Source organism: Rahnella sp. PD12R (genome assembly GCF_019200965.1).
GTDB classification, from domain to species: Bacteria; Pseudomonadota; Gammaproteobacteria; order Enterobacterales; family Enterobacteriaceae; genus Rahnella; species Rahnella laticis.
On sequence record NZ_JAHTMS010000002.1, the window covers coordinates 46,160 to 59,910 of the forward strand.

Genomic DNA, 13,751 nt, shown 5'->3' on the forward strand with positions numbered 1-13,751 from the left:
TTAGAAGGGTTTAAGAATACGCCGCGCTTAAATCACTTTCAATAAATCGAATGAACGTCTCCATGTCTGGCTCATCAGGAGATTGCAAAAACAGGGATGAATGAAATGATAATGAACAGGTCAAACTACTCATGCAAAAATGGCACTATGAGGCATCAGCCCCAGAGTGCCACTAAGGGAAAACCGGTAATTTTAAAGCCAATAAATATAATTAATTACCGACTAGCTGTTCCATCGTCTGCAAGATTCGTTTATCTGAAATCGGGTACGGCGTGCCCAGCTGCTGGGCAAAATAGCTGACGCGAAGTTCTTCAATCATCCAGCGGACTTCCTTCACATCTTCGCTTTGCTGACGAACCGGCGGCAGTTTGTTCAGCCATTGCTGCCACTGCTGCTGGATATTTTCGACTTTCAGCATCTGCGCTCGGTCGCGGTGAGCATCCATCGCCAGCTTGTCCATCCGCCGCTCGATAGCCTGTAAATAGCGCAACGTATCCGGCAACCGTTTCCAGCCGTTTTGCGTGACAAACCCGCGATAAATCAGGCCGGACATCTGCGCTTTAATATCAGAAAGCGCCAGCGCCATCGTGATATCAATCCGCCCTTTCAGCCGTTTATTGATGTTAAAGACCGTCGTCAGGATCTGCTCAACCTGAATCGCGATTTGCACTACGGTGTCATTGAGATTAGCGCGCACATGCTCGTGGAGCTTCGCGAAATCTTCCTCGCGCCACACCAGCCCGCCGGATTCCGCGATCAGTTTATCGATACCGCAGGAAATACAGTCGTCTATCAGATCCAGCACTTTGCCGTAAGGGTTGAAATACAGCCCCAGCTTGGCTTTGTTCGGCAGCTTTTCATGCAGGTATTTCACCGGCGACGGGATATTCAGCAACAGCAAACGCCGCATCCCGGTAAGCATCGCCTGTTGCTGTTCCAGTTCGCTGTCAAACAGGCGGATCGCCACGCTGTCTTTCTCATCGACAATCGCCGGATACGCTTTCACTTCATAACCGCCGCGCTTTTGCTCGTAGCGTTCCGGCAGCGTGCCGAAACTCCAGACATGCAAATCGCGCTGTTCGATACCGTCATCGGCCACCGCAGAAAGCGTCTGCTGAACCTGCTCTTTCAGGCCAGACTTCAGCGCTGTCAGGTCCTTGCTTTCGCGCAGCGTTTTGTTTTTCTCATCAACAATGCGGAACGTCATTTTGAGATGATCGGGCACCTGATCCAGATGCCAGTCTTCGCGGTCAATGGTCACGCCGCTCATCTTGCGCAGCTCTTTTTCCATCGCATCAAGCAGCGGCATTTCGAACGGTTTGATGCGTCCGAGCAGCGCATCGGCATAGTTTGGCGCAGGCACAAAATTGCGGCGAACCGGTTTAGGCAATGACTTGATCAGCGCCATAATCAGCTCGCGGCGAATGCCGGGTATCTGCCAGTCAAACCCTTCCTCGCTTACCTGATTGAGCAGCGGCAACGGGATATGCACCGTGACGCCATCGGCGTCGGTGCCCGGCTCAAACTGGTAAGTCACGCGCAGTTTGAGATTGCCCTGATGCCAGAAATTCGGGTAATCATGGGCGCTGATGTTGCCTGCACCCTCTTTGATCAGCATGCTTTTTTCGAAATTCAGGCTGTCCTGCGGCTGCTTTTTCCACCACGTATCGAAGTGCTTCGCCGACACCACTTCCTGCCCGATGCGCTGCTCGTAGAACAGGAAAAGCGTCTCGTCATCGACCAGAATATCGCGGCGACGTGATTTGTGTTCCAGCTCTTCGACTTCGGTACGCAGGCGCAAATTGGCGCGGAAAAACGCATGACGCGTCTGCCAGTCGCCTTCCACCAGCGCATGGCGGATGAACAGCTCGCGCGAGACCACCGGATCGATCGTTCCGTAATTCACCCGGCGGGCAGCCACAATCGGCAGGCCGTACAGCGTGACTTTTTCCGTCGCCATCACCGCACCCTGCGCTTTTTCCCAGTGAGGTTCACTGTAACTGCTTTTCGCCAGATGTTGCGCCAGAGGCTCAATCCATTCCGGCTCAATGCGGGCGGCGATACGCCCCCACAGGCGGCTGGTTTCGACCAGTTCGGCCACCATCACCCATTTCGGCGGTTTTTTGAATAAACCGGACCCCGGGAACACCGCGAAACGGGCGTTCCGCGCGCCGGTATATTCCTGTTTATCCGCGTCTTTCTGCCCGATATGCGACAGCAAACCGGTCAGCAATGCACAATGCACCTCGCGGTATTCCGCCGGTTCACTGTTCACCGGCAGCCCGAGTTCTTTCACCACCTGACGCAGCTGAGTGTAAATATCCTGCCACTCACGCACGCGCAGATAGTTGAGGAAGTCACTGCGGCAAAGCTTGCGGAACTGCGCCGAAGACAGCTCTTTTTGCTGCACTTTCAGGTGATCCCACAAATTCACGAACGCCAGGAAATCAGAATCTTTATCCGCAAAACGGCGATGTTTTTCGTCAGACGCCTGCTGTTTATCCATCGGACGCTCACGCGGATCCTGAATCGACAGCGCGGCGGTGATGATCATCACTTCACGCACGCAGCCGTTTTTCTGCGCTTCCAGCACCATGCGCGCCAGACGCGGATCGACCGGTAACTGCGCCAGCTGGCGGCCCAGCGGCGTCAGCGAGTAACGGCCATCGACCGCATTATTGATGGCGTTCAGCTCTTCGAGCAGGCGCACGCCGTCCTGAATATTGCGTTTGTCCGGCGCTTCCACAAACGGGAATGCCGCGATATCGCCCAGCCCCAGCGAAGTCATTTGCAAAATAACGGAGGCTAAGTTGGTACGCAGAATTTCAGGATCGGTAAATTCAGGGCGCGACAGGAAATCCTGCTCCGAATACAGACGGATACAGATACCTTCGGAAACACGTCCACAACGGCCTTTACGCTGATTGGCCGAGGCCTGAGAAACCGGCTCAATCGGCAGGCGCTGCACTTTGGTACGGAAACTGTAACGGCTGATACGCGCGGTGCCGGGGTCAATCACATATTTGATGCCCGGCACGGTCAGCGAGGTTTCCGCAACGTTGGTCGCTAGAACGATACGGCGGCCAGCGTGTGACTGGAACACGCGGTTCTGTTCGCTGTTCGACAGCCGCGCGTACAACGGCAAGATCTCGGTATGCGGCAAGTCCAGGCGGTTCAGCGCATCGGCGGTATCGCGAATCTCTCGTTCACCGCTCATGAAGATCAGGATATCGCCCATGCTTTCGCGACCCAGTTCATCCACAGCGTCGAAAATCGCCTGCAACTGGTCGCGGTCAACGTCGTCCGCATCATCCACAATCGGGCGATAACGCACGTCAACCGGGTAAGTACGGCCGGAAACTTCAATGATCGGCGCGTTATTAAAATGCCGGGAGAACCGCTGCGGATCGATAGTCGCAGACGTAATAATGACTTTCAGATCCGGGCGTTTTGGCAGCAACTGACGCAGATAACCGAGTATAAAGTCGATGTTGAGGCTACGTTCGTGGGCTTCATCGATGATCAGCGTGTCGTACTGCATCAGCATGCGATCCTGCTGGATCTCCGCCAGCAGAATGCCGTCGGTCATCAGCTTCACCAGCGTGTTATCGCTGACCTGATCGTTAAAACGGACTTTATAACCGACGGTATTGCCGAGCGTGGTATCCAGCTCATCGGCGATACGGTTGGCGACAGTACGCGCCGCCAGACGGCGTGGCTGTGTATGCCCGATCACCCCTTTAATGCCGCGCCCGAGTTCCATACAGATTTTCGGGATCTGCGTGGTTTTACCGGAACCGGTCTCACCGGCGACAATCACCACCTGGTGGTCGCGGATGGCCTTAAAGATGTCATCTTTTTTCTGGCTGACCGGCAGATTTTCCGGATAGCTGATTTTTGGCCGCGAGGCTTCACGGGCGGTGACTTTCTTCAGGCTTTCGGAAATGGCGTTCTGAAGCTCAGCCGTTAATGCTTCAACGGCCTGAGGGTTGGTGTTCTGATCAAAAGTCTTTTTGGCACCCTGCAAACGACGTTGCAGGCGTTGCCGGTCACGTAGCATCAGCCCGTCTAACTGCGCTGATAATGCCGCGAGCGGTGATTTCACGTTCGATATTCCTTGTTGCAAGTCAGCAGACTGAATGTGCAAAGCATCCGTCATCTGAATTAGAAATGATTTGAGGCGGGTTCATACGAGCCTGTTTGCCAATATGTTAACACAAGCTATTGAGGATGAAGAAAGTTCGACAATTTTAGCCTTTCGTGTCTTGTTCAAAAATACTGAACGGAGGTCTCGAAATATTGCGCTATCACTGAATAAGCTTTGTGAATAAAGTAAGTTCCATTCCGGGGATGTTCTGGTTATAAAATCTGCTCCCCTATGTTCACACAGTTAAGGAACTCACTAATGAGCAAAGTACTCGTTCTGAAATCAAGCATTCTGGCTAACTTCTCTCAGTCTAACCAACTGGCCGATTACCTGGTTGCACAGTATCAGTCCGCTAACAGCGGTTCTACCGTAACTGTTCGTGACCTGGCTGCTGACCCGATCCCTGTACTGGATGGCGAACTGGTTGGCGCACTGCGTCCATCCGATGCTCCGCTGTCTCCACGTCAGGAAGAAGCACTGGCACTGTCCAACACCCTGATTGAAGAACTGCAAGCGCATGACGTGATCGTTATCGCTGCACCGATGTACAACTTCAATATCCCTACACAGCTGAAAAACTATTTTGACCTGGTTGCTCGTGCTGGCGTGACCTTCAAATACACCGAGAAAGGCCCTGAAGGTCTGGTGAAAGGCAAACGCGTTATCGTTCTGACCAGCCGTGGTGGCATCCATAAAGACACCGCAAGCGATCTGGTTGCCCCTTACCTGTCTCTGTTCCTGGGCTTCCTGGGCATGAGCGACGTTGAATTCGTTTACGCGGAAGGTATTGCTTACGGTCCGGAAGTGGCGACTAAAGCACAAACCGATGCGAAAGCAGCGATCGATGCAGCAATCAAAGAACTGGCTGCTGCATAACATCTGTTATCACAATCTGAGCCATCATTCACTTTAGAATCTTTCAGACCCGCTCAGATGATGTTGTGATAAAGCACTTGCGCGCCGAATGGCGCGCTTTTTTATGCCTTAATTTCCGGGTTACTTCTGCAACCACTTCCCGTTAATGCCGCGCACGTACTCACCTGATGCGGCTCTGGCGACCAGCTTTTGCCCGGCGAGCCTGGCGACGTCGTCGGTGCTGACGTTATTATCCTGCGCCACCTGCTGATATTGCTGTTTGCGCGCATCGTTGATTTTTGCCGCCAGCGCGACGCTTTCTGAATCCTGCTTCACGGGCGCCAGATAGCCGGAAAGCGTTTCACCCACGCGCCCCTGCTGTTTGGCTTCATTGAGCGTTAACGCAAAAGCCTGGCTGCAAAACAGTAATCCGCTGGCCAGGATCATCAGGCTGAATCTTTTGAACAATACTCCGGACATACAGGCTCCTAGAACAAATCGCTTTGATTTTTCAGCAGGTTCTCGACATCCTTGTCAACTTTGATATGAATTTCATGCTCGATTTTAACGTTCATGTTTATCGTGATCGGCTCTTTCGGCGCCGCCAGCTCGATGCGCGGAACACAGCCGCTGAGCATCATCACGCTGAGCGCCAGAGATGGCCCGACGAGTCGCAGTTTCATTGTTCCTTCCTCACTGTTTGTTCCTTTTTCTGTCCGGCAGAAACCGGACCTTTCGACAGCGCATCAGCAGGCAATGACACCTCCTGTTGCAGCCAGTCCTGAAGGTTGTCGCCAAAACGCAAACTGCGCCACAGCTGGTAAATGTTTTCCTGATGGGTGTAATTGAGCACGATTTCGCGCTTTTCCTTATCGCCGCCGTGAGTCGTGTCGGTGTAATTCACGCCGTCGACTTTCGCCGCCATCGTCAGCATGCCCAGATTATCGAGGCTGACCTGCGCGTCGGAACGGCTGATTTCCATGTAACGCAACAGACTCACCACCATTTTATTGGCAAAATTACCGCTGGCCATTGCATCGGCAAATTGCGGATCCAGACGCAGCGTCAGGCCGCCGTCATTTTTGATCCACCCGTTCTGAATGATCCATTTCGGATTCTCAACAAACAGCGGCAGTTCGCCGTAAATCACCCCGGACATCGCCAGTTGTTTGGGTTTCAGCGCCGTAAACAGCTCGCTGAGATTGATTTTTTCCAGTTTCAGCACCGCCGCATCGTGTTGCGGCATTCTCAGCGCCGACAGGCTCAGATGCCCGCGCAGCATATCCACGCCCAGATTGGTGAGCGTCAGCGGTTTGCCTTCGCTCCACGGATAATGTCCCTGTAAATCGGCGGTGATATTTTTCATCGCCACCAGATTATTCACCTCGCCAATACGCAGCGTGACGGGCTTTTTCACGCCGAGCTGCCAGACGGAATCCTGCAAACGGTACGGCAGACTGAAATCCAGCCCGCTCAGGTCGCCGTCTTTCATCCACAGCCCGCCATTTTTCACCACCCAGTGACCACCGGCGACAAAACCCTGACCCCGTGCGGCGGAAAACGCCGACTGCGCGTAGAAACTCCCGTCGCGCAGTTTGATGTTGAGATCTGGCGTCAGAAGCGTCTGGAAAGACGTCAGTTGCTGCTTCGGCCACCAGGCTTCGCCGCGCAGACGCTCACCGTCCCAGCGTCCGGTCAGCCGGATCGGGCCAATCGGTCTGGCGTCCAGCATACCGCGCATACCAAAACGATCCGGGCTGTCGCCGCTGAGTTGCAATACCAGCGTCGCAGGCGGCAGATAACCGCCGTTGGTGAGCGCAATTTTCTTCGCCACCAGTTTGATGTCGCCTTTGAATACTGTCGGTAAATCAGGATATTGCGGTTTGAATCGCGCAGCCGGAGGGCGCAGCCAGACCAGGGGTTTATCCAGCGTCAGGCGCGGCGCTTCCACGTCGACCAGGCCATAGTGCAGACGGTCGAAACCGGTCGAAAGGCTGTTAATGCTGATCCGGTTATCGTGCCATTGCCCTTTGCCGGACATATCCCAGCGGCCGTTAAGCGGCGGCAGATGCCCGTTACCCCAGTAGTTGAAATCCCACTGCCCGGCGTCCGGCCAGAATTCCTGCGATTTGCCGCTGAGGTGCAGATCGAATTTACCCCAGAAGCGGTGACTGGCTTTCAGAATCGCCTGCAATGGCCCGCTCACGCCCTGCGCAGATACTTTCACGCCCGCCAGCGGCCAGCGTGCGTCGGTGATGGTCAGCTCCGGCGTCGGTTTCCCCCACGCGCGCAGCAGTGAACCGCTGCGCAATAACAGCGTCGGGTTCAGCACAGAACCGCTCAGTTCGCCGGGCAATGAGGCGCTCAGAGAAGTGGCCTGCAAATTCGCCTGCCCGGTCAGCCGGAAACCTAAATTGCTGTCGAGCAGCCCGATGCGTCCCGGCCCCATGCTCAGCACCACGTTGGCTTTACCGTTGTGGCCCTGCGTCAGCACGTTCAGACGCGCGGTGATATTGGTCTGATCAAACGCCGGTGACCAGTCGCTGAGCGTCAGGTTAACACCACCGGCCAGCGGCTGCGCGGCATACGGCCAGCGCCATTGCCCTTGTGAAATCTGCAATGCATTGCCGTTGAGTTTCCACGGCAGCATCGCCAGCGGTTTGTCGCTGCCTTTTTCCGTCAGCGTGAGCTGGCCTTCCGTTGCCTGCCAGCTGAGAAGAATGTCCAGCGGAGATGGAACCTGCGCGGTTTGAATTTCTGCATGAAGCTCGCCGGACTCCGGCAGCTGATCGAATGTTGCGGGCAGAAGCAGTTTGCCGCTGAGCGTGACAGGTTGTTCGCTGCCGGGTGGGATCAGGCTGAACGAATGGATCGCCAGCGTACGGTCGGCACCCAGCACGGCGTCGAGTTTCAGCGCGTCGCCGCTCACGGTCAGATGCTGTACGCCGCCTTCGCTGCTGAGCTGAACCTGCCCCGCATAACGCTGCCAGGGCGTAACGGAAAGTTGCGTCACGTTGACGCGCCCGTCGGGCAGCAGATGTTGTAAATCCGCCACGGAGAGCGGCGTTGAGGCGTCACTTTTTGGCAGTTGCGCCAGACAGGCAGTATCGACTTTCAGCGCATCAATATTGAGCGCCCAGTGCCCGGCTTCTTTGCTCAGGCGTGCATTTTCCGCAGTCGCCAGTGCGCATTCACCGGCGGAATAACGCAGCCCCGGCAATTGCAACACGCCGTCCGACCAGTGCGGCGCACCGCTGAGCGTCAGTTGTGTTCCTTTCGGGAGCCAGTGGCTGGCAACCGGCGGCAGCCAGCTCGGCACCGTTTTCCACAACCCCCACATCAGCAGCGCGAGAATCACCACTATACTCAGGATAATTTGCGCGCTTCTCTTCAGTCCGTTCCTCATGACTTGCCTTGTTTTGCACTTAATCGTCTGACCGCCCGCAAGATATCATAATTAGCGTAACAACTGATGGTTGAAATACCAGTATCCGGCACCCAAATAGCACAGGAAAAATTGTCGGCACCCCGATGCTCTGTTAGTTTGGTGGCATATTGCGAATTGTTTCTGAAAATGTTTATTCCTTATAAAACATACGGAAACGGTTTCGCCAGAGATTCAAACTCACTGCGGAGAAACACCATGAAAGTGGCTGTCTACAGTACTAAAAATTACGACCGGAAATATCTGGAACTGGTCAATGAACATTATGGCTATGAACTGGAATTTTTCGATTTTCTGCTGTCCCCGCAAACTGCAAAAACCGCAGCCGGTGCAGATGCCGTCTGTATTTTCGTCAATGATGACGGCAGCCGCGAAGTGTTGCAGGAACTGGCTTCTCTGGGGATAAAAACGCTGGCGTTGCGCTGCGCGGGCTTTAACAACGTCGATCTTGAGGCGGCGAAAGAACTGGGCATTTCCGTTGTGCGCGTTCCGGCCTATTCACCGGAAGCCGTCGCAGAACACACCGTCGGCATGATGATGTGTCTTAACCGCCACATTCACCGTGCTTATCAGCGCACCCGCGAAGCCAACTTCTCACTCGAAGGGCTGATTGGTTTTAATATGTACCAGCGCACCGCCGGTATCATCGGCACCGGTAAAATCGGCGTGGCAACGATGCGTATTCTGAAAGGTTTTGGAATGCGGATCCTGGCTTTTGACCCGTATCCAAGCCCGCTGGCGCTGGAACTGGGCGCAGAATATGTCGATCTGGATACGCTTTACGCAGAGTCTGACGTAATTTCCCTGCACTGCCCGCTGACGCCGGAAAACCACCATCTGCTCAACGCTCAGTCCTTTGCCAAAATGAAAGACGGCGTGATGATCGTGAACACCAGTCGCGGCGCTTTGCTGGATGCAACGGCCGCCATTGACGCGCTGAAAAAACAGAAAATCGGCGCGCTGGGTATGGATGTGTATGAAAACGAGCGCGATTTGTTCTTCGAGGACAACTCAAACGAAGTCATCCTCGACGACGTTTTCCGCCGCCTGTCTTCATGCCACAACGTGCTGTTCACCGGCCATCAGGCATTCCTGACCAGTGACGCGCTGACCAGCATTTCTGAAACCACGCTGATGAACATTGATCAGCTGACCAAAGGGCAAAACTGCCCGAACCTGCTGACGGCGTAGCCCTGTCATAATGTTCAAAGCCCGCTACGGCGGGCTTTTTGCTTGTTACAGAGACTCAACCTGGCGGCTCAACACCCTGCTGATTTCCGGCCCGTATCCCGTGATTGTCAGCACTTCGCCGGTCAGCGTGACGGATGAAAATGGCAGACTGCTTTCCCCGTCCACCATGCCTTTGAGCGTAATAAAATCGGTGTTTTCCACGCGGTCATAGCCCCCGCGGTGATCGTGCCCGGCGAAATACGCGCGCACGTTATAGCGGCATAGCAATTCCACCAGCGTTTCGCAGTTCCACAGGTTATGCGTGTTCACCGGCGTCAGCGGGTAATGGCCGAACACCAGCACCGTTTCGCCCTGCGCACGCGCCTGTTTCAGGTTTTGCTCAATCCATTCCAGCTGTTTACGCCCTACCGCGCCGTTCCACGGCTGCGCCTGCGACTGCTGGCATTCGGTCAGTTCATCGAGCATAAATTCTGCCAGCTGACGGTCTTCGCCGTTGGCATGATTGCAGTACAAACTGACGTCGTTGCCGTCAATCACCAGAAAACGAAAGCCCGGCAGGCTGAACTGGTAATAGCTTTTCGGCAATCCCAGCGCTGGAGACTGCGCCGCCAGATGTTGGGAAATCACCTGCGCATCGTGGTTACCAATGAGCACGGCGTGCGGATGGCGCAACGCCTCGTAGCGCGCCAGCACCGCCTGATAACTGCTCCAGTCGCGATCCACCAGGTCGCCCAGCGTAACCACGAAATCGAGCTTTAAATCATTCAGCTCATTAATCGCGGTCGCCAGTTTATTCAGGCTGTTGCGGTAATGACGCTCTTTTTGTACATCGGCATCGGCGTATTGCGGGTCCGCAATCAGCCCGAAACGCAGCCTGACGCCTGAAACTGCCGCGTCATGCATATCCGGCAACTGATACAAAGCACTCACGTTGCCCAGAGCCCGTTCCTGCGCTTCCGATAACAAAGGGGATGAGGTGATGACGGTCATAAGATGCTCCGGTTGTTCTTAACGAATCCCAGCCCGCATGAAGGATTGAACGAACTGACGTTGAAAAATAAGGAATAAGGCCAATAACGGCAGCACCGTCATCAGCGTTGCCGCGCCGATAAGCGCCCACTGCACGCCCTGTTCCGGCGCGGAAAACAGCTGAAGCCCGACGGTTATTGGCCGCACTTTTACCGAATCGGTAATCACCAGCGGCCAGAGGAAATCGTTCCAGTGAAAGCTTACCGACACCAGCGCAAACGCCACGTATACCGGTTTCGCCAGCGGGATATAGATTTTGCGCAGAATGTAAAAACGGCTGGCACCTTCCACAATCGCGGCTTCTTCGAGCACCAGCGGAATGCTCCGGAACGTCTGGCGCAGCAGGAAAATGGCAAACGCCGAGGCGAAATACGGCAGCGCTATTCCGAGCAGACTGTCGCGCAGGCCGAACGCGCCGATCGTTTTGTAGTTATTGAGGATCAGAACGTCGGGGCTGATCATCAGCTGCAACAGCACCAGCGCAAAAATGATCCCCGCGCCTTTAAGTTTAAACCGTACCAGCGCGTAGGCGGCGAGCGTCGCTAAAATCAGCTGGCACACAACAATCATCAGCACCAGCAGCGTGGTATTGAGAAAATAGCGCCCGAACGGCGCGGCTTGCCAGGCGTTGATAAAATTCTGAAAAGTCAGCGGCGCAAACAGGGAAAAGCTCCCCTGTTCAGATGCCGGATGAATCGCGACCCAGACCGACACCAGCACCGGCAAAAACCACAAAAACGCCGCCAGCCAGATGGCAATATTCAGGCACAGACGGCCTGCGGAAAACGTCCGCACCGGCGTTAACGTCATCGTCAGGCTGCTCATTGATAGTGCGTCCTTTTATCCAGCAAATTGAATTTGATCAGCGCAATCGTGGCAAGAATCGCCAGCAACACCACGGTCATCGCCGAGGCGTACGGCAAATCCCAGTAGCTGAACGCGGTGCGGTAGATATAAAACAGCAACAGACTGGTGCTGTTATTTGGCCCCCCGTTGGTCATCGCAATCACCTGATCGACGATGCGGAAGGCGTTCATCGACGCATTGATCAGGATAAACAGCGTGGTCGGCATCAGCAGCGGCCACTGCACGCGACGGAAAAAATAGCGGCGCGACGCCCCTTCTATTTCTGCCGCCTCAGCCAGACGCGGATCGATTTGCTGCAACGCCGCCAGATAAAAAATCATAAAGAATCCGGCTTCGCGCCAGACGGAAACCACCATCAGGCTGTAAAGCGCGGTCCCCGGTTCGCCGAGCCAGTTCACGGCGGGCAGCGAAAACAGCGCCATTAGTTTGTTAAGCAACCCGAGCTGCGGTGTATAGAAAAACAGCCAGAGATTGGCGATCGCCACCATCGGCAATAATGAAGGGATGAAAAACGCGGCGCGAACCATCGCGTTACCGCGCAAACGGCGGTTGACCGCCAGCGCCATCATCAGCGCCAGCGCGACCGACAGCGGAATGGTGATCACTGCATAAAGCAGATTGTTGCGCAGCGACAGCATAAACGTGTCGTCATCAAGCAGCGCCCGGTAGTTATCCAGCCCGACAAACTGCGCCGGATGCCCGTTGCGTGCGGCGCTGAACACGCTTTCCCAAATCGTTGCCAGCGCCGGATAGTGGGTAAACAGCAGCAAAAAACAGAGCGCGGGCAAAATCAGCAGATAACCGTAAATCTGCAAAGACAACCCGCGTGTGCGGGCTGCCGGGGCAACAGCGTGAAGCGTGCTGTGAGGAATGCTCATCCGAGAGCCTTACTGATACGGTTTCAACAGACGGTCCGCCTGTTTTTGTGCAGAACTGAGCGCGTCGGCTGGCGTTTTCGCCTGCGTCACCGCCGCTTCAATCGCATGGTTCATCAGCTCCTGAATCTGCACGCTGTTGTACGTCGAGAGTTCCGGCTGTGAGTATTTCAGCTGCTCACGCGCCACCAGCGCCTGCGGAACCTGTTTCACGTAATCCTGCATCACCGGTGTTTCCCACGCGGCAGGCGACGTCGCAACATAACCGGTCGCGATGCTCCAGCGCGCCGCCTGTTCAGGGGCAGAAACCCAGCGGATAAATTCCATCGCCGCTTTCTGCTGCTCAGGCGTCGCGTTTTTGAACACATACAGATTGCCGCCGCCGGTCGGGCTGCCGCGCTGGGTTTTCTCCGGCAGCATCGCTACGCCGAACGGGAATTTCGCGTTGTCACGCACCGTCGTCAGGTTGCCGGTGGTGGTCACCATCATGGCCGTTTTGCCGTCGATGAAATCCTGCGGCGTGGTGCCCCAGGCTATCGCGCCTTTCGGGGAAACCGCGTCTTTCTGCGCCAGATCCGTCAGCCATTGCAGCGCTTCCACGTTGGCTGGCGTGTCAAACGTGACGGCGGTGCCTTTGCCGTTATCGAGATGGCTGCCGTTGGTGGCGGCGATGCCCTGGAAATTCCAGTAACCGTTTGGTGTGGAAGGGATTTCGATGCCCCATTGTTTAACGTCGTTGCCGTCACGCACCACCAGTTTTTTACCGAAATCCACCACCTGCTGCCAGTTGGCCGGAGGCGTATCGCCGTTCAGACCCGCTTTCTCAAACGCCTGTTTATTCCAGTACAACACCACCGTCGAACGCTGGAACGGAATGCTCCAGACTTTGTCCTGAATGTGACGGATAAAAGCCGGATAGAAGCCGTCGATCCACTTTTTCCCATCCGCGTCATTAGCAAGATCGCTCACCGGCACGATCGCGCCCGCATCAATCAGTGAATAGGCCTCAATGTCACCGATCACCGCCATTTGCGGCGCGTTGCCCCCGCGAAACGCCGTCAGAGCTTTCGTTACCGTCGTTGCATAATCCCCGGTATACACCGGCTGAATACTGATATCCGGGTGTGTTTTCTGAAAATCTTCCACCAGCGTATCGACCGTATGGCTGATTTTTCCGCCCACGGCAATCGGGTAATACATCTGCAATTTCACCGGATCCGCCGCAAAAGCAGAGGTTCCGGTGATCAGCAAAACAGCGGTAGCAAGGCGTGAAAAGCGATGAACAAGTGACATGATTTTCCCTTCGGCAAGTGTTGTTGTAAGTGTAGAAAAATGAATTCAC

General features: G+C 55.1%; 10 protein-coding genes. 2 read left to right on the plus strand and 8 right to left on the minus strand.

The window, feature by feature from the left end:
• Positions 1-211 precede the first annotated feature (211 nt).
• The gene (gene hrpA, locus KWG64_RS04260) at positions 212-4,105 is read right to left on the minus strand and encodes an ATP-dependent RNA helicase HrpA (protein ID WP_195824697.1); all 3,894 of its coding nucleotides are present in this window, start codon (positions 4,103-4,105) and stop codon (positions 212-214) included.
• 300 nt (positions 4,106-4,405) lie between these two features.
• Here hrpA and KWG64_RS04265 point away from each other — a divergent pair, with 300 nt between their 5' ends.
• Positions 4,406-5,023 (plus strand): FMN-dependent NADH-azoreductase, encoded by a 618-nt coding sequence (locus KWG64_RS04265; RefSeq protein ID WP_218521028.1) that lies wholly within the window; start codon positions 4,406-4,408, stop codon positions 5,021-5,023.
• A gap of 120 nt (positions 5,024-5,143) precedes the next feature.
• Here KWG64_RS04265 and KWG64_RS04270 read toward each other — a convergent pair whose 3' ends face one another.
• Genes KWG64_RS04270 through KWG64_RS04280 form a run of 3 tightly spaced genes read right to left on the minus strand, consistent with a single transcriptional unit; the run spans position 5,144 to position 8,408 of the window.
• Positions 5,144-5,482, minus strand: a complete 339-nt coding sequence (locus KWG64_RS04270) for a YdbL family protein (RefSeq protein ID WP_255562083.1) — start codon at positions 5,480-5,482, stop codon at positions 5,144-5,146.
• An 8-nt stretch (positions 5,483-5,490) separates the two neighbouring features.
• Complete coding sequence (locus tag KWG64_RS04275) at positions 5,491-5,685, minus strand: YnbE family lipoprotein (RefSeq protein ID WP_152326108.1); 195 nt, start codon at positions 5,683-5,685, stop codon at positions 5,491-5,493.
• Positions 5,682-8,408, minus strand: a complete 2,727-nt coding sequence (locus tag KWG64_RS04280) for a YdbH family protein (RefSeq protein WP_218521029.1) — start codon at positions 8,406-8,408, stop codon at positions 5,682-5,684. The genes KWG64_RS04275 and KWG64_RS04280 overlap by 4 nt, the downstream gene beginning before the upstream one ends.
• Positions 8,409-8,645: 237 nt before the next feature.
• Between KWG64_RS04280 and KWG64_RS04285 the strand changes: the two genes are divergently transcribed.
• Complete coding sequence (locus KWG64_RS04285) at positions 8,646-9,638, plus strand: 2-hydroxyacid dehydrogenase (protein ID WP_195815861.1); 993 nt, start codon at positions 8,646-8,648, stop codon at positions 9,636-9,638.
• A 45-nt stretch (positions 9,639-9,683) separates the two neighbouring features.
• On the opposite strand, the gene KWG64_RS04290 is transcribed toward KWG64_RS04285, so the two are convergent.
• From KWG64_RS04290 to KWG64_RS04305, 4 genes are read right to left on the minus strand one after another with little or no spacing between them, the layout of a single operon-like run.
• Positions 9,684-10,628: a metallophosphoesterase gene (locus tag KWG64_RS04290; RefSeq protein ID WP_218521030.1), complete on the minus strand. Its 945-nt coding sequence runs from the start codon at positions 10,626-10,628 to the stop codon at positions 9,684-9,686.
• A gap of 18 nt (positions 10,629-10,646) precedes the next feature.
• Positions 10,647-11,492, minus strand: a complete 846-nt coding sequence (locus tag KWG64_RS04295; RefSeq protein ID WP_218521031.1) for a carbohydrate ABC transporter permease — start codon at positions 11,490-11,492, stop codon at positions 10,647-10,649.
• Positions 11,489-12,412, minus strand: a complete 924-nt coding sequence (locus KWG64_RS04300; RefSeq protein WP_195815858.1) for a carbohydrate ABC transporter permease — start codon at positions 12,410-12,412, stop codon at positions 11,489-11,491. The genes KWG64_RS04295 and KWG64_RS04300 overlap by 4 nt, the downstream gene beginning before the upstream one ends.
• Before the next feature lie 9 nt (positions 12,413-12,421).
• On the minus strand, positions 12,422-13,702 hold the full coding sequence (locus KWG64_RS04305) for an ABC transporter substrate-binding protein (RefSeq protein ID WP_218521032.1): 1,281 nt from the start codon (positions 13,700-13,702) through the stop codon (positions 12,422-12,424).
• Positions 13,703-13,751: the final 49 nt, after the last annotated feature.

Excerpts from the sequence above, each read along its gene's own strand:
- KWG64_RS04265 (WP_218521028.1), top strand. The coding sequence starts at position 4,406 with ATGAGCAAAGTACTCGTTCTGAAATCAAGCATTCTGGCTAACTTCTCT.
- KWG64_RS04270 (WP_255562083.1), bottom strand. The coding sequence starts at position 5,482 with ATGTCCGGAGTATTGTTCAAAAGATTCAGCCTGATGATCCTGGCCAGC.
- KWG64_RS04275 (WP_152326108.1), bottom strand. The coding sequence starts at position 5,685 with ATGAAACTGCGACTCGTCGGGCCATCTCTGGCGCTCAGCGTGATGATG.
- KWG64_RS04280 (WP_218521029.1), bottom strand. The coding sequence starts at position 8,408 with ATGAGGAACGGACTGAAGAGAAGCGCGCAAATTATCCTGAGTATAGTG.
- KWG64_RS04285 (WP_195815861.1), top strand. The coding sequence starts at position 8,646 with ATGAAAGTGGCTGTCTACAGTACTAAAAATTACGACCGGAAATATCTG.
- KWG64_RS04290 (WP_218521030.1), bottom strand. The coding sequence starts at position 10,628 with ATGACCGTCATCACCTCATCCCCTTTGTTATCGGAAGCGCAGGAACGG.
- KWG64_RS04295 (WP_218521031.1), bottom strand. The coding sequence starts at position 11,492 with ATGAGCAGCCTGACGATGACGTTAACGCCGGTGCGGACGTTTTCCGCA.
- KWG64_RS04300 (WP_195815858.1), bottom strand. The coding sequence starts at position 12,412 with ATGAGCATTCCTCACAGCACGCTTCACGCTGTTGCCCCGGCAGCCCGC.
- KWG64_RS04305 (WP_218521032.1), bottom strand. The coding sequence starts at position 13,702 with ATGTCACTTGTTCATCGCTTTTCACGCCTTGCTACCGCTGTTTTGCTG.